Consider the following 18,945-nt stretch of genomic DNA (forward strand, 5'->3'; position numbering starts at 1 on the left):
CGAATATCTGAAAGTCAAAGAAATTTGTGAGGCGCAGGATGTCCTGGAAACAAAAAAAACGAATCCTTGACCTCCTGGCCGCGGAAGAGGGATGCACACAAAAACTTTGGGGAAATACCCTGAGCGTCTGCCTCGTCTATCCGAACCTCTATCGCATCGGCATGTCCAACCTTGGCTTTCAGGCTGTTTACCGGCTGATCAACAACCACCCGGCTTGCCTGTGCGAACGGGCGTTTTATCCTGAGCCTGACGACTTGTCTGAAACAACCGAGGGCTTTTCCCTGCTCAGCGTCGAATCCCAGAGGCAGCTTACAGAGTTCGACATCGTTGCCTTTTCCCTCTCCTTCGAAAACGACTATCCCCATATTCTGCAGATTTTGGAGTTGGGAGGAATCCCCCTGGCAACGGAAAACAGGAATGAAATGTATCCGCTAATCCTGGGCGGGGGCATTGCCGTTGCGCTAAATCCCGAGCCCCTGGCCGACTTCTTCGATCTGTTTCTCGTGGGCGAGGGAGAAGTTATTATTCCCCCTTTTCTTGATCTTATCGTCTCTCTGCGCGGAAAGCTGGAACGCGAAGAGCTGCTTTCCGAAATCCAGAAGCGGATCGCCGGCGCTTATGTACCCCGCTTCTACCAAGTCGCAAGAGGAGAAACCGGACAAATCATTTCCCGGAAATCCGTCAACGTCGAGTTTCCCCGAAAGATAGTGCGCATGCGTTCCCCGAATATTGACGCATTTACAACGGAGCAGGAAATTATCACTAAAAACACGGAGCTGGGCAACATGTACCTCGTCGAGGTCAGCCGGGGATGCGGCCGGGGATGCCGTTTTTGCGCCGCCGGCTTTGCCTGCCGCCCAGTGCGTTTCCGCAGTTTCGAGGTGCTCCGGCCCTCCTTTGAAAGGGCGCTGCAAAAGAAAAAAACGATCGGCCTTTTGGGAACGGCTGTCTCCGACCATCCGGACCTTGTCCAGCTTTGCCGCTTTGTGCTCGATGCCGGTGGTAAGGTGGCCATAGGCTCACTCCGCATGGACCGCCTCAGTCGGGAAACGGCTGCCATTTTGAAGGAAACAGGGGTGGAAACCGCCACCTTCGGACCGGAGGCCGGTTCCCAAAGACTGCGCGAAGCAATCAACAAAGGGATAAATGAAGACGACATCCTTTCCGCGGTTGATATCCTGATGGAATATGATATAGAGAAAATCAAGCTTTACTTCATGGTTGGACTGCCCACGGAAACGGATCAGGATATCGAGGCGATCATTGATCTGGTAAAAAAAATGCAGTGCCGCGCCCATGCCTCGTCGCCAGGGAAGAAAGGGTTTCGCTTGATCACTCTGAGCGTCAATCAGTTTATCCCCAAGGCGGCTACCCCTTTTCAGTGGCATCCGCTCGTGAATATCGCCGTAGTCCGGAAGCGTATCCGCCGTCTTGAACAGGGCCTGCGTGATGAAAAATCGGTGCGCGTCACCCACAAATTGCCGAAATGGAATTATATCCAGGCTCTGCTGGCACTCGGCGGCCGCGAGGTCGGAAAACTTCTGCTTGCCGCCCACAAGCTGGACGGCAACTGGGCGCAAGCCTTTCACGAAACCAATATTGACGCCGATTTCCATGTGTATCGGAGAAAAAAAACCGATGAAATACTGCCGTGGGATTTCATCGAGCAAGATATTCCCAAGTCCTCTCTAATCAGGGAGTACGATAAAGCGGCGCTCAGCCATTCGCTGCCTGCCGAAAACACAGAAAGGGAGAACAGAAAATGACTCCAATTAGCACCTCCAGTCAGCAATCCGGGCAGAAGATAGGGATCGCTGTGGTTGTCGCCGCCATGGTTTTATTCCTGATGTTGACAAAGATTATCTCGCTTGTAACCGATTGGCTCTGGTTTCAGGAAGTCGGCTATCAGACGGTATTCAGCGTGACCATCCTGGCAAAGCTCAAGGCCGGGGCAAGCTTCGGGATCCTTTTCTTCCTCATCGTTTATATAAATTTCAGAGTCGCGCTGCGCCTCTCGGAAAAGCCCCTTTTTGCCGATCCCGCCGGCGGCTTTCCCCTCCCCTTCCGGGACATTGAAGCAGGCGCCCTGAAGGCGCTGCTTTTGTCCGGCGCCCTGCTGCTGGCCATCTTTGCCGCCCTCAACGGCGCCTCTCAATCGGAAAACCTGCTGCTCTTTCTGAACGCCTCCCCCTTCGGCCTTTCCGACCCGCTTTTCGAAAAAGACATAAGCTTCTATGTCTTTAAGATTCCCCTGCTGCTTTACATAAGGGGCTGGTTGAGTTTCATTCTCATCCTGACTATCGCTGCGACCGGCTTCCTCTACCTGCTGCGCAAATCGTTCCTCTTCATTCCGCCGCGCATCTGGCGCATGTCCCCAGCGGCCCGCACCCATCTTTCGCTGCTTGCCGCCATCTTTTTTTTCTGGGGAATATTCGGCGCCTGGCTTGACCTGAATGAACTTCTCTTCGCCAAACGGGGGGTAGTCTTCGGCCCCGGCTACACAGACGTAACCACCCAGGTGTGGATTCTCAAGCTGATGATGATTCTCTACGCGCTCGCCGGCCTGGCGATGCTCATCTACGCCTTTCGCCCGGACTGGCGGATTCCGGCAGCCGCAGTTGTTCTTTTAATCGCCGTTTCCTTTCTGGGACGGGGGATATACCCCACGCTGGTGCAGAAATTCCAGGTCATTCCTAACGAGATTGCGGCAGAAACCCCGTATCTCGAAAAAAACATCCGGTTTACCCGTTTTGCCTACGGCCTTGACAACATAGAAGAGAAGGAATTCCCCACCGAGGACAGCCTGACGGCGCAGGACATCATCAACAACAACCTCACCATCAAGAACATCCGGCTCTGGAATCATGGGCCGCTCCTGCAAACCTACAGCCAGCTTCAGGAAATGAGAACCTATTACAAATTTACCGGCGTTGACAACGACCGTTACACTATCAACGGCGAATACCGGCAGGTTATGCTCTCCCCCCGGGAAATATCCTACAAGGCTCTCCCCTCCCGCACCTGGGTAAACGAACATCTGACCTACACCCATGGCTACGGGGCGGTTATGGGACCGGTGAACAGCATCTCCCCCGAGGGACTCCCGGATTTTTTCATCAAGGACATCCCGCCCGTCGCAACCGCCTCTATCCGCATTACCCGCCCGGAGATTTATTTCGGAGAAAACTCCAACGAATTCGTTTTTGTCAAGGCGAAGGCGCCTGAATTCGACTATCCGGTGGGCGACAAAAATGTTTACAACCGTTACGAAGGCAAGGGGGGAGTGCCCCTCTCCTTTTTCAAAAAGGTCCTGTTTTCAATCCGTTTTGGCTCAGCCACCATGCTTTTATCAGACGACATAACCTCCACAAGCCGTGTGCTGTACCACCGCAACGTCCTGGAAAGGGCCGCGATGATTGCGCCTTTTGCCCGCTTTGACGATGACCCGTATCTCGTAATCTCGCCGGAGGGGCGTCTATTGTGGTTTATTGACGGCTACACGACCACCAACCGTTTCCCCTATTCGGAACCGATCCCGGCTATCGGAAACTATATCCGCAATTCTCTCAAGGCCGTCGTCGATGCGTATGATGGGACAATCAATCTCTATATCAGCGACCCGGCCGATCCGATCCTCAAAACATACAGCAGGATTTTCCCGGGCATCTTCAAGCCGATGAACGAACTGCCGGCGGAACTGCGGAGTCATATCCGCTATCCGGCGGGGATGATGTCGATCCAGGCCAGCATGTACCGCGCCTACCACATGCAGGACCCGCGGGTATTCTACAACAAGGAAGACCTTTGGTCCATCCCCGGCAAAAAGACCTCCGGCAGCAGCAAAGCCATGGATCCCTACTACACGATCATGAAACTCCCGGATGCCGTCAAAGAAGAGTTTGTCCTCCTGTCGCCCTTTACCCCCAGTCTGAAAGACAATATGTCCGCCTGGATGGCCGCCCGCTGCGATGAACCCAACTACGGCAAGGTAATAGTCTATAAATTCCCGAAGCAGAAACTCGTTTACGGCCCCAGCCAGATTGAGGCCCGAATTGATCAGGACGCGGTAATCTCGCAACAGCTTTCCCTCTGGCATCAGCGGGGGTCAAACGTCATCAGGGGGAGCCTGCTGGCTATTCCCATCGAAAAATCAATACTGTATGTTGAATCTCTCTACCTCTCCGCCGAAAACGGCCAGCTCCCGGAACTGAAACGGGTAATCGTCGCCAACGGCAACAACATCGCCATGGAGGAGACGCTCGATGCCGCCCTGCGGAAGATCTTCGGGGGAGGAGTGGCAAAGGACAAAAAAGCATCCCCGGAAACAACCAAACCGGAGGCAGCAGGCGACAGGACTTACCGGCAACTCGCCGCTGAGGCGCTCGGTCATTTCCTGAAGGCGCAGGAACTGCTCCGCCAGGGAAATTGGGCGGCCTTCGGCGAGGAACTGAAAAAAACCGGCGAACTTCTCAAAAACCTGGAGAAAAAATAGCGACAGCATATTAAAAAAGGAGTGATCCATGAAGAACGTAGAGATGAAGGTTGAAGGCAACGTCCTTACCATTAAAGTTGATTTGTCAAAAGATTTTGGCCCGTCATCGTCAGGAAAAACCGTCATTATTGCCTCTACAGAGGGAAATATCTCTGTTGACGGGCACGAAGAGGCCAAGGTCGGGTTGAACGTTTACCGGAAAAAATAGCCTTGGGGCGTTGCTTTCGGGTTGAAACGTGCAATTTCGGGATGATGATTTTTCAGATGAGCGAAAGCAAGGGCAACTTCCTAGAAGTCCACAAATAAGTAACATCGAAGAAAATGTTTGGTTTCAATTGATTATCAATAACTTGTTACTCCGTTACCTTTGATAATTGCAGAAGATAAAATCCCATGGTATGGTCGTACTGAAATTATGGAGGTGTTTTATGCACAACACAGAGGACATCCTTCAAGAGGCCACCTCGCTCCCGGTGGAAGAGCGCATCATAGTGATTGACTCCCTTCTTCGCACCTTGAATATGCCAGACCCGGACATTGATAAGGAATGGGCAGTGGTTGCCAAACGTCGGCTTGCCGAACTCCGGTCCGGACGAGTCAATCCTGTTCCAGGTGATCAAGTTTTTGCGCGAATCAGAGAACGGTTCGGACGATGACGTTTGATTTTCATCCAGAAGTGAAACTGAATTCCTTGAGGCCATCGAATATTACGAAAGCTGCTCACCGGGACTTGGAGAAGATTTTTTTCTGGAGGTCAATTCCACAGCACAGAACATCCTATCCTATACGTACGCGTGGCCAATTGTGGAAGATGATATCCGCAGATGTTTAACCAATCGCTTTCCATACGGTGTTCTATACAGCATTGAGTCCGATCGCATCTACATCCTTGCGGTCATGCATCTTCATCGGCACCCGGACTACTGGAAGTCCAGACGATAGCGTTGAAGTAAGGACAACTTCCTGAAGTCAGTAAACCGTCGCCCTTGAAAAAAATGCTTGATTACGACCGGAAATAGCGGGTCTTGTTCTTTTCAAAAGGAGGGTACGACGATTTGCGTATAGCTTCCTGAAGTCAATAAAGCGTCGCTCTTGGCAGAAATGCATGTTTCCAAACGGTATTCATCGATTTAAAATGCCTTGAATTTTGTCCTTGTCAAATATACAAAAACTTATATAATGCCTCCATGAAGATAAAGCCGCTGAAATTTATCGCATCAAGCCTCGATGATCTTAGTAACTTTCCTGATGAAGCGAGACGTGCTGCGGGTTTTGATCTTTACGCGATTCAGTCAGGACTTGAGCCGAGTGACTGGAAGCCGATGCAAATTGTAGGAGCCGGTGTAAAGGAAATTCGTATCCACATACTTGGAGAGTGGCGGGTTCTCTATGTTGCGAAGCATCACGAGGCGGTTTATGTGCTTCATGCATTTCAAAAAAAATCGAAACAAACGAGTAAACAAGAAATTGATTTGGCTCGCCAACGTTACAAGCAAATAGGAGGATAATCTATGAGCGAGACAATTATTAAGTCATCCGGCAATGTATTTATTGATCTTGGATATGCTCCGGAAGAGGCGGCAATTCTCCAGATGCGTGCTGATCTTATGGCCAATCTCCGCAAGTTCATTGAAACCAAGAAACTTACGCAGGCCAATGCTGCGAAAATTCTGTGTGTCAGCCAATCGAGAATATCGGACCTGATTAGAGGAAAATGGGAGAGGTTCAGCCTTGAAATGCTTGTCACTCTTGCCACGAGGGCAGGCATGCATGTCAGACTGAAAACGGCGGCGTGAAATAGGAAGGCCGGCGCAGAGAGATTGCCTCATGGTCATTGACTTCGGGATGAATCATGTAAAAACTTGACGGCTCATTTCGTGGTCGGGTAAGGTGTAGGCGTGCTTCCTGAAAGGACGTATGTCCTGCATTCCGAGGGGATGCACGCTTTCAAACGGCATTCATTTTTTTGATGCACGAATTTTGCCATATTTTACCAACTCGGTACATTAATTGTTGGCTCTCACCTTGTAGGTGTTAGACACTAATCAGGAAATTCCATTTTTCCGGGAACAGTTCTGTTCGCTTCCAACTGAAAGCTACAATAAAAGCGTCTTTATGAATTTTTAAGTGCGAGGCGTGTCTATGCTCCCTGCTCATTAGAAGAACAGTTTGTATTGACAACCAATCCCGTTCTACCTATAACGAGTTCGCTGTTTGTTACAGACATGGGGTTTTGCGGATGGACCATCGGGATAGCCCGCGGCGGATTCGTTTCGCGAAAATTCCCGACAGTGAATAAATCAAGCAACTGGAGGCTACGAATGATGATCGATAATAATGTCCCCGCTTCTGCGGCCCGCAATAAAAACCGGAAAGGCAGTTATATCTTGTTCGCCATCCTTTTCGGGATGACTCTGCTAACCGGTTGTGCGCCGAAAATATACAATGTTGATCTGCGCTATCAGCCAACCAGGCAGCTTGTCCCGGCCGTGACGGATGGTCGGAAATTCAGCGTTACCGTTGCAAACTTCATTGATCGCAGAAAGATTGACGACACCCTGCTGCTCGGCCGGGTAATTCGCTCCGGCGCCTCCTCCATCCCGGTTCTGCCGAGATACGTCAAAGCGCCGGACGCGGTGGCCGAGGCCCTGCGCAAGCTGCTTGCGCAATCCGGGTTCAATGTCTCTCCGGAAAAGACCGCCTGGGATCAGAGTGAAAAAACTATTCTGCCGGGCTGGGGAACCATCCTCGTCGGCGGCGCCATCGACGAACTGGACGTCACCTGTCTGGACAACGTACCGATAAAAAAATACTCCGCGAAGGCGCGGATCAGCCTTGTTTTTGCAGACGTTCAAAAGAAAAAAATCTTCTACCGCGTCAGTTCGGAAAGCAGTTCCTCGCTGGAACACGTTGTTTTCTCGGAGGGAAAGCTGGAAGATCAAATCAACGGCGTTCTTGCCGAGGCGATGGAGAAGATATTCGAAGGCCCGCAGACAGTTAGACAAATAAGGGAAGCGCTGAAACAATAACTTCCCCTAGCAGACCGACCCTAAGCAAAAGGATGCAGTGCGTATGACGGCTGAAATAGAGCAAACCGTGGATTTTCTTCATGCCAAAGGGATTAAAGATCCTGAAATAGGCATTGTATTAGGCACCGGACTGGGTAAATTATTGAACTTCATCGAGGTTGAATCAGAAATAAATTACGGGGAAATCCCTAACTTTGTGAAGTCAACGGTTGAATTTCACAAAGGAATACTTTTCTGCGGCGCCCTTTGCGGAAAAAGGGTCATCGCCATGCAGGGCCGTTTCCATTATTATGAAGGCTATTCGATGCCGCAGATTACCTTCCCCATAAGGGTCATGAAAGCTCTGGGCGTCAAGCATCTGCTGCTTTCCAATGTTGCGGGGGCAATAAACCTGAATTTTAAAAAGGGAACGCTCCTGCTTATTGAGGATCATATAAACCTCTTGCCCGAAAATCCCCTGCGGGGGGAAAACGATGAAAAACAGGGGCCCCGGTTTCCCGACATGAGCAGACCCTATTCCAGCAAAATGAATGAAATTATTATAAAAATAGCCAAAGAAAAGAAGATCGTTTTACATCAGGGTGTTTATGCAGCGGTGCAGGGGCCGAATCTGGAAACGAGAGCCGAATACCGTTATCTGAAATCCATTGGCGCAGATGCTGTCGGCATGTCCACTGCCCCCGAGGTCATTGTTGCCAATCACGTTGGCCTGCCCTGCGCCGCGCTTTCCATAATCACCGATGAATGCGACCCCGATCACCTGGAACCCATTGACGTAAACGACATCATTGCTGTTGCGGTAAAAGCGGAAGACAACCTTGTTGAAATATTTACTGAACTGGTAAGGCAATTGTAATTTGAGCAGGCAGGCTGAGGTAATTGCAAAACTCCGTGTCATGCCCGAGTGCTTTTGTCGGGCATCCATGATTTCAAATAGTAAAAAAATGGATTCCCGCCCAGAAGCGTTGCGGGAATGACAGCGTTGGGAGTTTTGCAATTGGCTCAGGCTTTTAAAAAAACAACCAGGTACGCGGGAAAATCCATAAAAATAAAATCGGCGTTGACAAGTTGCGTTGCATTTTATATAGGAAACGCAAAAGATATATGGACATACAAGGCCCGCTGCTTGGGTCGGGCACAACGAACGCGGGAAATGAATGGACACGCTCCGCAACGTCCGCGGGTCCCAAAAGTGCCATGATGTAAGATACAGATATTGTTTATACAAATTCCATTTTCCCATAAGTGTAGGGAGCAATCTAAGTGAGTTATTCATTGCAATTATTTACCCCGTTAATATGAGGCGCTGAAAGAGGACCCGGGCGGTCCTTCGAAAAACGCTGCTCTGCCGTCTCTCCCCCCTGACCCCTTGTCCCCCTGAGGGTCATACCCGCGGAGACCGCGGCATGACTAATTCAGGAGGCAACATTGGTCAACCTGTCTTCAAAAAAATCGAACCCTTCCCAAAAAATCAGGGATATTTCCCTTCAGGCGCCGGTCTATCTTCTGCCCTGCTGGATTGTCCACATGGGAAGCGACCCCTCTCACCTTGTTCCCTTCCATCCCGGGCGGACGGCATCCTCATGAAAAAGAAAAAAAATAAAGGGCGGCTGTCCATGGCCAGAACATAAATAATTATAAGCAACTATTCAAACACTATCAGGAGGCATAACATGTCGGATTACACAAAAATGTGGTCGGAACTCGGTCTTGATCTTAAGGGTCATGACGCGCTCCTTTCCTTTCTTGGAGAGGCATATGCGAATATTTTTCTTTCGCAAAAGAACCGCCCGGAGGGAATGAAGTACTTTGATTTCGTCATGAGTGAAGTGCATGGCCTGCGCATCAAGGAGCTTATGGACGCGAAAGCGCAGGGCCGGAAAGTAATAGGTTCGTTCTGCGTTTTCGTTCCCGAAGAGTTGATTCTTGCGGTGGATGGAGTTTCGGTCGGATTATGCACCGGGGCGGAATTCAATTTTGAAGGCGCCGAAACGCTGTTGCCCCGAAATACATGCTCACTCATCAAATCTGCTTTCGGCTTCAAGCTTGGGAAGGTATGTCCCTATATGGAATCAAGCGACGTCATTGTAGGAGAAACTACCTGCGACGGCAAGAAAAAGTCGTATGAGCTTCTGGCCCCGCTGGTCAAAGACCTGTACATCATGGACATGCCCCAGATGAAAACCGCTATGGGCAAGGCTTTGCTGAAGGAAGAATACCGCAAGTTCATCGAAAAACTTGAAGAGGTAAGCGGTAAAAAAATAACCGTTGAATCGCTGAGAAAGGGGATTGAAGTCGTTAATGCAAAACGAAATGCCGTTAAAAGACTCGCCGCGATCCGCGCCGCCGACCCGGCACCGATATCCGGTCTGGACGCTTTGCTCGTGAATCAGGTGTTTTTCTATGATGACCCAATTCGCTTTACCGACTCGGTCAATAAACTTTGCGACGAGTTGGAAGACCGCGTGAAAAAAGGAACTGGCGTTTTCGCGAAGGGGACAACCCGTCTGCTGGTTTCCGGATGTCCAATGGCCGTTCCCAACTGGAAACTGCCCATGCTCATTGAAGCAAGCAACGCGGTCATTGTGGGCGAGGAATCCTGCGTGGGCGAACGCGGCGTGCGCTGGCTGACGGAGCCCACGGGGAAAACGGTGGAAGAGATCCTTGATTCAATCACCGAACGATATTTCAATATCGACTGCGCTGTTTTTACGCCGAACCCGTCGCGGGTCGAGTACGTAAAGGAAATGACGAAAAAACTCGGGTCGCATGGCGTCATTCATTATAGCCTGCAATTCTGTCAGCCTTACATCATGGAAAGCGGTCCCGTGGAAAAAGAGCTGGAAACATCGGGCGTGCCGACGTTGCGTCTGGAAACCGATTACAGCCAGGAAGACGCGGGCCAGCTAAAGACAAGGCTTGAGGCCTTTGTCGAGCGGTTGAAGAAAAAATGAGATATGCAGGCATTGATATAGGATCACGGACGATCAAGCTTGCCGTGCTTGAACGCGGCAAGCTTGTCCTTTCCCGTAAATCATTAACGTCGCACAACCCGCTGGAAACGGCGCAGGAACTTATGAACGGCGTCGCCTTCGATGTCATCGCCGCCACCGGATACGGCCGCCATCTGCTCGGAGGACACCTTAACTGTCCGGTGATCAGCGAGATCACTGCCTTCGCCTCGGGCGCCCGCTTTTTTTCGAGCGGCTGCAGGTCAATCCTTGACATCGGAGGACAGGACACGAAGGCCATTTCGCTGGATGACGAAGGCCGCATGAATAAATTCGAAATGAACGACAAGTGCGCTGCCGGGACAGGCCGTTTCCTTGAGATCATGGCAACTGCGCTCGGTTTCACACTTGATGAATTCTCAAAGGCGGCTCTTTCAGCCGGTAAAGCCGTGAAGATCAACAGCATGTGCACTGTCTTTGCCGAATCCGAGGTTGTGTCTCTGACTTCACAGGGCGCGATGCGCGACGAGGTGGCGCTGGGTATTCACAAGGCTATCGTCAGCCGTTCGGCGGGCCTCCTGAAAAGAATTGCGCAGCCGGGGAAAATATTTTTTGCCGGCGGCGTTGCGCTGAACGATTGCATGAGAATTATTCTCGAAAACGAAATGGGCAGACCCGTTTTTGTGCCACCCGACCCTCAGATTGTGGGAGCTATCGGGGCCGCGTTGAGCGCATCAGCCGATATATAGATTCACACCCCATTGGAAGAGGGTCTCTACGTTCCTTTTGATATTCTACAACCGTTATTCACTGACCCGCCGGTCAGTCGAAGCAAAAATCAGTGGAAAGAGGCAATTGCAAAACTCTCACATTCTGTCATTGCCGCAATGATTTTAAGCGGGAAAACGAAGTTTAATGTTCATAATCTGGTTCTAACTGCTTGAAAAACCGTATTCCCGATAGAAGCATTGTGTACATTAAGCTCCGCTTTCGGGAATGACAAATAGTTTTGCAATTGGCTCGAAAGAAAAAAGAAATTGTGATTGTTCCGTACTGTATAAACCCAAAAGGAGGCTGGAAAATATGAAGAAAACCATTGACGCTCGCGGGCTTGCCTGCCCGCAGCCCGTGCTGTTGGCAAAAAAGGCGCTTGAGGAAAACGCCGAAGTGACCGTCCTGGTGGACGATGACATTGCCGTCGAGAACATCAGCCGCTTGGCCGCCAAAACGGCCTGCAGCATCTGTGTGACTAAAAAGGAGGGAGGAGTTCGGGAGATAGAGCTGACGAGGACTGGCGCTGCTGCCCCTCCCCCCGTGGACGACGCCGCTCTCGCCGCAGAGCTGACCTGCGCAGTTTTGCCGAAAAAGGAAGCCGGCCCCTTCGTGGTGGTCCTTTCCGACAACCGCATGGGGCGCGGAGACGACGTCCTTGGGGATGTCCTGATCCGGGCCTTCCTCCACACCCTCGGGCAGCTCAAACCGTTGCCGGCGAAGATCATCTGCTACAACGCCGGGGTAAAGCTCGCAGTGCAGGATTCGGCGGTTCTCGATGACCTGCAGCAACTGGCGCAGGCCGGGGTGGACATCCTCGTCTGCGGAACCTGCGTGAACTATTTCGGGCTAGGCGAGCAGATCGCGGCGGGACGTATTTCCAATATGTACGAAATCCTCGAAACGATGGCGGACGCCGCCCAACTGGTGCGCCCGTGATGGAAGCGCCGCCGTACGCCGTATTTCTGTTTCCTTCGGTTAACCATGCGCTGAAGGCGGAGAAGATTCTCAAGGAACAGGGGATCGTCCATAAATTGATCCCCGTTCCTCGCCAGATCAGTTCTGACTGCGGCGTCTGCCTCCGTGTTTTCGTGGAGCAGCAGGGACTTGTGGCAGAAACATTGAAGAATTTGGTGACCTGGGAAAGAACGGTGCTTCTATAACCCCCTTGCCCGGAGCGGGCGCAACGGACGATCAAAGCGAAGCTTAATTTTCATAAAGCAAAGCTTGATGCCCTCGTCAAACTGGAGGGACGCGCTTTGTCGCTTCCGGTGCGGTTGCCTAAAGCACCAAAAACACTCGCAATGTAACACAGCGATATTGTTAATACAAATTCTATTTTAATCTACACAGGAGGCGAATGATGCAACCCGCTTCGAGAGAAAACCGGCTTATCTATTTTGATAACGCCGCCACTACCTGGCCCAAACCACCAGAAATGATTGCGGCGATGGGCCATTGCAACGAAATGGCCGGCGGCAGTCCCGGTCGGTCCGGTCACCAGCGCTCGCTTGCTGCGGGGCGAATCATCCTGGAGGCCCGGGAGGCGCTGGCGGAGCTTTTCGGAATCGGGGATTCACTCCGAATCGTCCTCACCAAAAATGCCACGGAAGCGCTGAATATCGCCCTGCTGGGGCTCCTCCATCCGGGCGATCATGTCATAACCTCCAGCATGGAGCACAATTCCGTCATGCGGCCCCTGCGCTTTTTAGAGAAGCAGGGGGTGAGCCTGTCTGTCGTTGCCTGCTCAAGGGCAGGAAGGCTGAATCCCGAGGATGTCCGCGCCGCGATTCGGCCACAGACCCGCCTGCTGGTTGTCGCCCACGCCTCGAATGTCACGGGAACCGTCCAGCCCCTTGCCGAGCTGGGACAAATATCCCGGGAACAGGGACTGCTGTTTTGCGTGGATGCTGCCCAGACGGCAGGAGCATTGCCCATCCATGTTGAAGACATGGCGATCGACCTGCTGGCTTTTTCCGGCCACAAGTCCCTCTTCGGGCCTCAGGGAACGGGCGGGCTTTACATCCGGGAGGGAATGGAAAAGCAGCTCCCGCCTTTAATGATGGGCGGAACGGGAAGCCGCTCGGAGTTCGAAGCGCAGCCAGATTTCCTGCCCGACAAATACGAGTCGGGCACCCCGAACACCATCGGAATCGCAGGCCTGGGCGCCGGGGTTAGTTTTGTCCTCGCGACGGGGATAGAGGCAATCCGCCGCAAAGAAGAAAGACTGACGCAGAAATTTCTACAGGGACTTGCTTCTCTCAAAGGCATCACCGTTTACGGGCCGCCCGACGCCGCGAACCGCACAGCCGTCGTCGCTTTCAACATCGCCGGCGTTTCTCCCTCCGAGGCGGCGCTTGAACTCGATGAACGTTTCGGCATCCTCTGCCGGCCCGGGCTGCAATGCGCCCCTGCCGCGCACCGGACAATCGGCACCTTCTCCCAGGGAACAATCCGCTTCGGCTTCGGCTACTTCAACGAGGACGAGGAAATTTATCTCGCCCTGGAGGCGATTCGCTCTCTGGCGGCGGGAACTTGACATTCACGGATAGAGGGTAATAAGCATGCAAATCAATGATTTAATACAGAAGTCCCTGGATGGAGGGAATTTCTCCAAGAAAGAGCTGGTAGAGCTGTTGAGTTATCCCCCTGCTTCCGGGGCAACCTATCAGATCATGGCGGAAGCCAATCGCCTCTCAAAGGAACTTACGGGAGGCAAGGCGGAAGTGCATGGCCCAGATCACCGCCGTCACGCGTCTCGGAACGCCCAGGGATGTTCCGGGAAACTGCATCCACGAACCCTGCACACTGGGGGCTATTGCCGGCGCCAACCTCTTCTGGGCAGAAATGGGAGCAAATCCACGCGATACGGCGGAACGAACCGAATCGGGGCGAGGAAATGACGCTCAAAAATGCCGCACCCTGTTTCAGGAAAACGATTGGGATATCCTCGCGGGTCCGTCCCGATTCTATCGAGGCATCACTGCGGAATAATCCTATCCCCGTTCGGCGCTTCAATTTTTTTAAAAACCGCACGGTTTCGTCCCTGCCGTTTTGCCTCATACAGAGCGGCGTCGGCTGCGCTAAACAGCGCCCCGGCAGTAAGTTCAATCTTTACCGGCGGCTCAATTTGCGCTATCCCCAGACTAAGAGTAACGCAGGAGGCGGCTGGCGAATCTTCATGAGGAAGGCAGTATTTCTCGACAGAAGTGCGAATCTTTTCGGCGAGATGAACAGCTCCCGCTGCCTTCGTCCCCGGCAGAATGACGGCAAATTCCTCTCCCCCGTAACGCGCCACAAAATCGCCCGGCCGCACGGCCAGCGGCGGCTGGTCAAGGCGTTTCGGATCGCCGGGCGGCAGGCGCCCATCCACCAACTCCTCACAGATGCGGCCGCTCATATAAACCTGCGACAGGGCCGCCCCCCCCTTTTACCAGCTCTCGCCAATGCGCGTGAGAGCCGCAACAATAACACTCTCCACAAGCTCCAGCGGTATCAGTTGCTTTGCGGCATGGGCTACAAGTTTTCTTGCCTGCAGGCGATCAAGGGATAAAAGGGCCTGCTCAAATTCCCGGGAAAGGTCAGTCATAAGTCCTCCTCCGCCATTGTAAATATCTACTGAATATTATTCATCTCAGAAGTCCGATTATCTGTCTCATTCCAAAATCATGCCTGCTGTCTGCCTGCCGGCGACACAGGGGCGCCTTTTCCGACAAAGATGACCGAGGGGCTCAGACCGATCCTGGTTCCGACATCATCGAGCATCTTTTGCAACTCCTCCCGGCTCACGACAATGCCCTTTCCCCCCTTCGGGGGATACGGGTCGTTCAAGACTACCCGAGCATCTCCGATATCCGTCACCACAACCCAATGAGGGATATCCAACTGATGCACCACCCCCATGTGCACCAGCGCTAGCGGGATTAGACCTTCGCGGCACCCCCGGACTACCCGCTCCACCGTCAATCGCCCCTGCTCCACGGTCAGACCGCGGCCCAGGGCACGTTTTCTATTCTCGGCAATCCCGAAAAAAGCCAATTCCTCCTCTTCCGGGGTAAATTCACTTTCCTGCAGCCGTCGTCTCCACAAATCAGCGTCGATCATCCGCCTGCGTTGCGTCGCGAGGTGCACACGGTAACCGGCATTCAGCAACGGAACGCTCATTCCGAAAGGGTCGGCACCTCTTATCCCTATCATGTTGCACTGCCGCCACACCTCAAACTCCAGGGAGCGGTTCAGCTTCAGATGGGGGTCAAAATGCTTTAAAATCATCAACACACAGGCGGGGCCGCAGGTAAATTCGGCGCTTTGGGCGTAGTAAGGTATTTTGAACATCATAAAATGCTTTCCTTTGTTCCGAGATCAAGGATCAATTTTTATTAACATTGGAAAAGGAGACTTTTGCGCCCGTCACCAGTGCGCCTGATTGCCGATGCGGTTTCCCATGACCTCCGCGGTATCGGAAATAACGACAAAGGCTTCAGCATCCTCCTGCCGGACTATGTTCTTCAGAACGGATAGCTCCTGAAAGGTAACAACCGTGTAGAGGATCCTCTTTTCCCTTTCCGAATACGCCCCCTGACCGTGCAGAATGGTAATTCCCCGCCCGATTTCCGCCAGGATTCGGGCTTCTACCTTCTCCCAGCACGGCGTAACGATAAAAACCGCCTTTCTCTGGCTCAAACCGGTAACAACGAGATCGACAATCTTCGTCACGACATAGAGATAAAGCATCGTGTAAAGCGCATCTTCCAGAGAAAATAAAAATGCGGCAGCGCCCAGAATGAGAGAGTTGAAGCTCAGAATGGTCGTTCCCAGGCGGATGGAAAAGCGGTTGTGAAGGATGACCGACAGGATGTCCGTGCCTCCGGCTGATCCCTGTGATTTCAGGATAATCCCGGAACCAAGGCCCTGAATCAGCCCGGCCAGCAACGCGGCAAGCAGTTTGTCATAGACCGGAACCGAGATTTGGACGAGAGAAACGGCCGTCGTGAAGATAATCATCCCGATTATGCTGTAGAGAAAAAACCGGCGGTTGACAAAGAACCAGCCGGCTATGAACAGGGGAATATTCAGCAGAAAATAGATGGCGGCTACCGATAAAACCGGCCAGAGGTAGTGGCTCAGGATCGAAAAACCCACCACACCGCCGCTGACAAAACCGCGGGGAATCAGTATCCCGTTGATCGCAATGCCGCAAAGGATGCCGCCTGCCGCCATCAGCAAAAGGTTCCAACCGGCGGTCTTCAAAAATGACCAGCTCGCCTGCCAGGAAAGACTCTTCATTGCCATTTTCTCCCAATTGCCCGACGGATAAGATACCCTCGCTATCTGTGAAAATCTTTTAGCATCATGCAAAGCCTTTTTCAACGATATTGACGACAATCGGAAAAGGGATGTTTTGAAAGTCATTGACATAGCACAACAAGACGTATAGAAATGAGCCAGGGTTATCGAGCAACTTCACAAAAGGCGCTCACCGATGAATGACCACCCCCATGGGCACAGGTCGTCGATAAATAACAAGGAGGATAGAAAGATATGCAGGCTCTCTTCACATTAACATCTTCGGAAGCAAAAAGGCTGATTGGCAAGGCGGTTGCAGCTCTGCCGGAAATTCAGCAGGCGAAAGGAAACGGGTATCTTGTTGTCTCCCGCGGTTCGACAAACGCCTTCATCCTCGAAGAACTGCTCGGGGAAAAAATCGCAAAGGAACGATACGCGGCAGGGATGGTTATAAAGGGGGTGCTTTGCGTTCTGGGACAGGGGCTGCGAACAAAACCCGTCGTCTTTCATAAAGGTGAAATACTGAACGTGGACCCGGGCGCCGTTATAGAAAAGATGACCCCCGGCGATCTCCTCTTGAAAGGAGCCAATGCGGTCGATCCCTACGGGAATGTCGGCGTTGCGATGGCGGGCAAGGGAGGTGGGACGATGGGGCAGTTTTACATGGCGCTGAAGGCGATGGGTGTGGAAACGATCTACCCGGTCGGCCTGGAGAAGCTTATCCCCTCGGTGCCCGAAGCGGCCAAATACGGAGGAACGCTGAACCTGGATAAATCCATAGGCGCCGTTGTCGGCATGGCCTGCGTCTCCGACAGTCGCATCTTTACCGAAATCGAAGCGCTCGATTCTCTCTTCGGCGTCGAGGCGATTCCTTTTGCCGCCGGCGGATGGGGGGGAGCAGAAGGCGCCGTTACGCTGATTGTCGAAGGGACCGATGATGACGTAAACGCCTGCATGGAGTTCATAAGCGGCATCAAAGGAGAGCCGCCGCTTGCCGCCGTCAAGGGGGCCTGCAAGGATTGCGGCATAAAGTGCAGCTTTGCCGGTCTCGCAGACGATAAACTGCCTTCCTGGTTGAGATAAGGAAAGAACAACACAATGGGATCCTTTAAGGTCGCCACCTACAACGTTAACTCCATCAGGAGCCGTCTGCACATTGTCATTCCGTGGCTCCGGGAAAATTCTCCCGACGTCTTGTGCATGCAGGAAACGAAGGTGGCAGACAGCCAGTTTCCCGTTTCCGCCTTTGAGGAGGCTGGCTACCAGGTGGTCTTCCGGGGCGCCAAAAGGTACAACGGCGTTGCTATCGCCTCCCGAATCCCTCCCGACGAGGTCATTCATGGCCTTGGCGATGACGGCCCCCCGGACGACGACCGGCTGGTCGCCGCCCGCTTTTCCGGGATTGTCGTCGTAAATTCCTACGTCCCGCAGGGCCGGGAAAAGGAATCCGTCCATTTCCGCTACAAGCTGGAATGGTTCAAACGGCTGGGAATTTTTTTTAACCGCCGCTGGTCGCCGGATACTCCGCTTCTCTGGTGCGGCGATTTGAACGTTGCCCCTGAGGATATCGACGTTCACGATCCCAAGCGGCTTCTCGGCCATGTCTGCTTCACCCCCGAGGTATGGGAGGCGTACGGCGCCGTCCGGTCGTGGGGGCTGGAAGACATTTACAGACGACATCATCCCGGCGAGGCGGGCCGCTACACCTTCTTCGATTATCGGGTACCGAACGCAGTGCAACGCGGTCTGGGCTGGCGGATAGACCAAATTCTCGCTACCTCGCAGCTTGCCGCCCGTTCACTTTCCTGTGAGATAGACCTGAGTCCCCGCACCGCCGAAAAACCCTCCGACCACACGATCCTGGTGGCGGAATTTGCAAAAACATAGGAACGGCTAATGGACAATATTGATATCCTGAATATGAATAACGAAATAGCCATCAAATTCAGTAAATTGGAGAAGGATATCGTTGCCTGTGAAGGGCTCGGGGAGCTCTTCGCAAAACTGGTTTTCGACAGCGCCGCGGCCTTCGACATACCGGCCGTCTGGATATCGCTTTTGCGCCTCCCCGAAACCTGGCCGATCGTCTATGCCCTGAATAACGAACCGGCGCTGAAAGACCGCCTGAACGTGATCGAACAGGCGTCTTTTTCCGAGCTCTGTCCGGAGGGTCCCACCCCTCTGCTTGCCTTTGCCGATGTCAGGGCCTTCTATCGCCTGATGCCGCCCAGGTTGAAGTTCATCATCCGCTCCATCGCCGTGGCGCCGATCAATTTGCACGGCTATACAATCGGAAGCATCAACCACGGGGATCCGTCCCCGGAACGCTACCATCCCGGCATGGATACCACGATGCTCGAACAGCTTATGGCCGTATTTTCACAGAGGCTTTCCGAACTCCTCATGCGGTAAATTA

General features: G+C 52.7%; 21 protein-coding genes. 17 read left to right on the forward strand and 4 right to left on the reverse strand.

The annotated features are described in order from the left end of the window. The first annotated feature begins 38 nt into the window (after positions 1–38). The 14 genes from K0B01_00090 (at position 39) to K0B01_00155 (ending at position 14,237) form a co-directional block, all read left to right on the forward strand. Positions 39–1,766 (forward strand): radical SAM protein, encoded by a 1,728-nt coding sequence (locus K0B01_00090; protein MBW6484541.1) that lies wholly within the window; start codon positions 39–41, stop codon positions 1,764–1,766. Continuing rightward, positions 1,763–4,492, forward strand: coding sequence for a UPF0182 family protein (locus K0B01_00095; protein MBW6484542.1), 2,730 nt, complete (start codon positions 1,763–1,765; stop codon positions 4,490–4,492). Before K0B01_00090 ends, K0B01_00095 begins: the two co-directional genes overlap by 4 nt. 28 nt (positions 4,493–4,520) lie before the next feature. After that, positions 4,521–4,700, forward strand: coding sequence for a hypothetical protein (locus K0B01_00100; protein ID MBW6484543.1), 180 nt, complete (start codon positions 4,521–4,523; stop codon positions 4,698–4,700). Between the two features lie 220 nt (positions 4,701–4,920). Beyond that, positions 4,921–5,148 (forward strand): addiction module protein, encoded by a 228-nt coding sequence (locus tag K0B01_00105; GenBank protein ID MBW6484544.1) that lies wholly within the window; start codon positions 4,921–4,923, stop codon positions 5,146–5,148. Between the two features lie 531 nt (positions 5,149–5,679). Then, the gene (locus K0B01_00110; protein MBW6484545.1) at positions 5,680–6,000 is read left to right on the forward strand and encodes a type II toxin-antitoxin system RelE/ParE family toxin; all 321 of its coding nucleotides are present in this window, start codon (positions 5,680–5,682) and stop codon (positions 5,998–6,000) included. Between the two features lie 3 nt (positions 6,001–6,003). Then, positions 6,004–6,288, forward strand: coding sequence for a helix-turn-helix domain-containing protein (locus K0B01_00115; protein MBW6484546.1), 285 nt, complete (start codon positions 6,004–6,006; stop codon positions 6,286–6,288). A 525-nt stretch (positions 6,289–6,813) separates the two neighbouring features. After that, the gene (locus K0B01_00120; GenBank protein ID MBW6484547.1) at positions 6,814–7,521 is read left to right on the forward strand and encodes a hypothetical protein; all 708 of its coding nucleotides are present in this window, start codon (positions 6,814–6,816) and stop codon (positions 7,519–7,521) included. 43 nt (positions 7,522–7,564) lie between these two features. Continuing rightward, on the forward strand, positions 7,565–8,377 hold the full coding sequence (locus tag K0B01_00125; protein ID MBW6484548.1) for a purine-nucleoside phosphorylase: 813 nt from the start codon (positions 7,565–7,567) through the stop codon (positions 8,375–8,377). An 817-nt stretch (positions 8,378–9,194) separates the two neighbouring features. Further along, a complete protein-coding gene (locus K0B01_00130) occupies positions 9,195–10,475 on the forward strand; it encodes a 2-hydroxyacyl-CoA dehydratase family protein (protein MBW6484549.1) in 1,281 nt (426 codons plus the stop codon). Beyond that, positions 10,472–11,221 carry a 3-hydroxyacyl-ACP dehydratase gene (locus K0B01_00135; GenBank protein MBW6484550.1) on the forward strand — a complete coding sequence of 250 codons (750 nt, stop codon included), beginning with the start codon at positions 10,472–10,474 and terminating at the stop codon, positions 11,219–11,221. The genes K0B01_00130 and K0B01_00135 overlap by 4 nt, the downstream gene beginning before the upstream one ends. 334 nt (positions 11,222–11,555) lie before the next feature. Beyond that, on the forward strand, positions 11,556–12,182 hold the full coding sequence (yedF, locus tag K0B01_00140) for a sulfurtransferase-like selenium metabolism protein YedF (GenBank protein MBW6484551.1): 627 nt from the start codon (positions 11,556–11,558) through the stop codon (positions 12,180–12,182). After that, positions 12,182–12,406 carry a DUF3343 domain-containing protein gene (locus K0B01_00145; GenBank protein ID MBW6484552.1) on the forward strand — a complete coding sequence of 75 codons (225 nt, stop codon included), beginning with the start codon at positions 12,182–12,184 and terminating at the stop codon, positions 12,404–12,406. The genes yedF and K0B01_00145 overlap by 1 nt, the downstream gene beginning before the upstream one ends. 200 nt (positions 12,407–12,606) lie before the next feature. Further along, on the forward strand, positions 12,607–13,782 hold the full coding sequence (locus K0B01_00150; protein MBW6484553.1) for an aminotransferase class V-fold PLP-dependent enzyme: 1,176 nt from the start codon (positions 12,607–12,609) through the stop codon (positions 13,780–13,782). A 191-nt stretch (positions 13,783–13,973) separates the two neighbouring features. Next, entirely contained in the window at positions 13,974–14,237 is a 264-nt protein-coding gene (locus K0B01_00155) for a hypothetical protein (GenBank protein ID MBW6484554.1), read from the forward strand. Here K0B01_00155 and K0B01_00160 read toward each other — a convergent pair. From K0B01_00160 to K0B01_00175, 4 genes are all read right to left on the reverse strand, one after another. Then, the gene (locus K0B01_00160; GenBank protein ID MBW6484555.1) at positions 14,224–14,643 is read right to left on the reverse strand and encodes a GGDEF domain-containing protein; all 420 of its coding nucleotides are present in this window, start codon (positions 14,641–14,643) and stop codon (positions 14,224–14,226) included. The genes K0B01_00155 and K0B01_00160 overlap by 14 nt on opposite strands. 30 nt (positions 14,644–14,673) lie before the next feature. Next, positions 14,674–14,832, reverse strand: coding sequence for a hypothetical protein (locus K0B01_00165; GenBank protein MBW6484556.1), 159 nt, complete (start codon positions 14,830–14,832; stop codon positions 14,674–14,676). Positions 14,833–14,909: 77 nt separating this feature from the next. Continuing rightward, complete coding sequence (locus K0B01_00170) at positions 14,910–15,581, reverse strand: peptidase C39 family protein (protein MBW6484557.1); 672 nt, start codon at positions 15,579–15,581, stop codon at positions 14,910–14,912. 72 nt (positions 15,582–15,653) lie between these two features. Beyond that, a complete protein-coding gene (locus tag K0B01_00175) occupies positions 15,654–16,529 on the reverse strand; it encodes a YitT family protein (protein MBW6484558.1) in 876 nt (291 codons plus the stop codon). A gap of 255 nt (positions 16,530–16,784) precedes the next feature. Here K0B01_00175 and K0B01_00180 point away from each other — a divergent pair, with 255 nt between their 5' ends. The 3 genes from K0B01_00180 to K0B01_00190 are packed head-to-tail and all read left to right on the forward strand — an operon-like array spanning position 16,785 to position 18,941. Then, positions 16,785–17,612 carry a hypothetical protein gene (locus K0B01_00180; protein MBW6484559.1) on the forward strand — a complete coding sequence of 276 codons (828 nt, stop codon included), beginning with the start codon at positions 16,785–16,787 and terminating at the stop codon, positions 17,610–17,612. A gap of 15 nt (positions 17,613–17,627) precedes the next feature. Next, on the forward strand, positions 17,628–18,416 hold the full coding sequence (gene xth, locus K0B01_00185; GenBank protein ID MBW6484560.1) for an exodeoxyribonuclease III: 789 nt from the start codon (positions 17,628–17,630) through the stop codon (positions 18,414–18,416). A gap of 9 nt (positions 18,417–18,425) precedes the next feature. After that, positions 18,426–18,941, forward strand: coding sequence for a hypothetical protein (locus K0B01_00190; protein MBW6484561.1), 516 nt, complete (start codon positions 18,426–18,428; stop codon positions 18,939–18,941). Positions 18,942–18,945 lie beyond the last annotated feature (4 nt).

Source organism: Syntrophobacterales bacterium (assembly GCA_019429105.1).
Classification (GTDB): Bacteria; Desulfobacterota; Syntrophia; order Syntrophales; family UBA5619; genus DYTH01.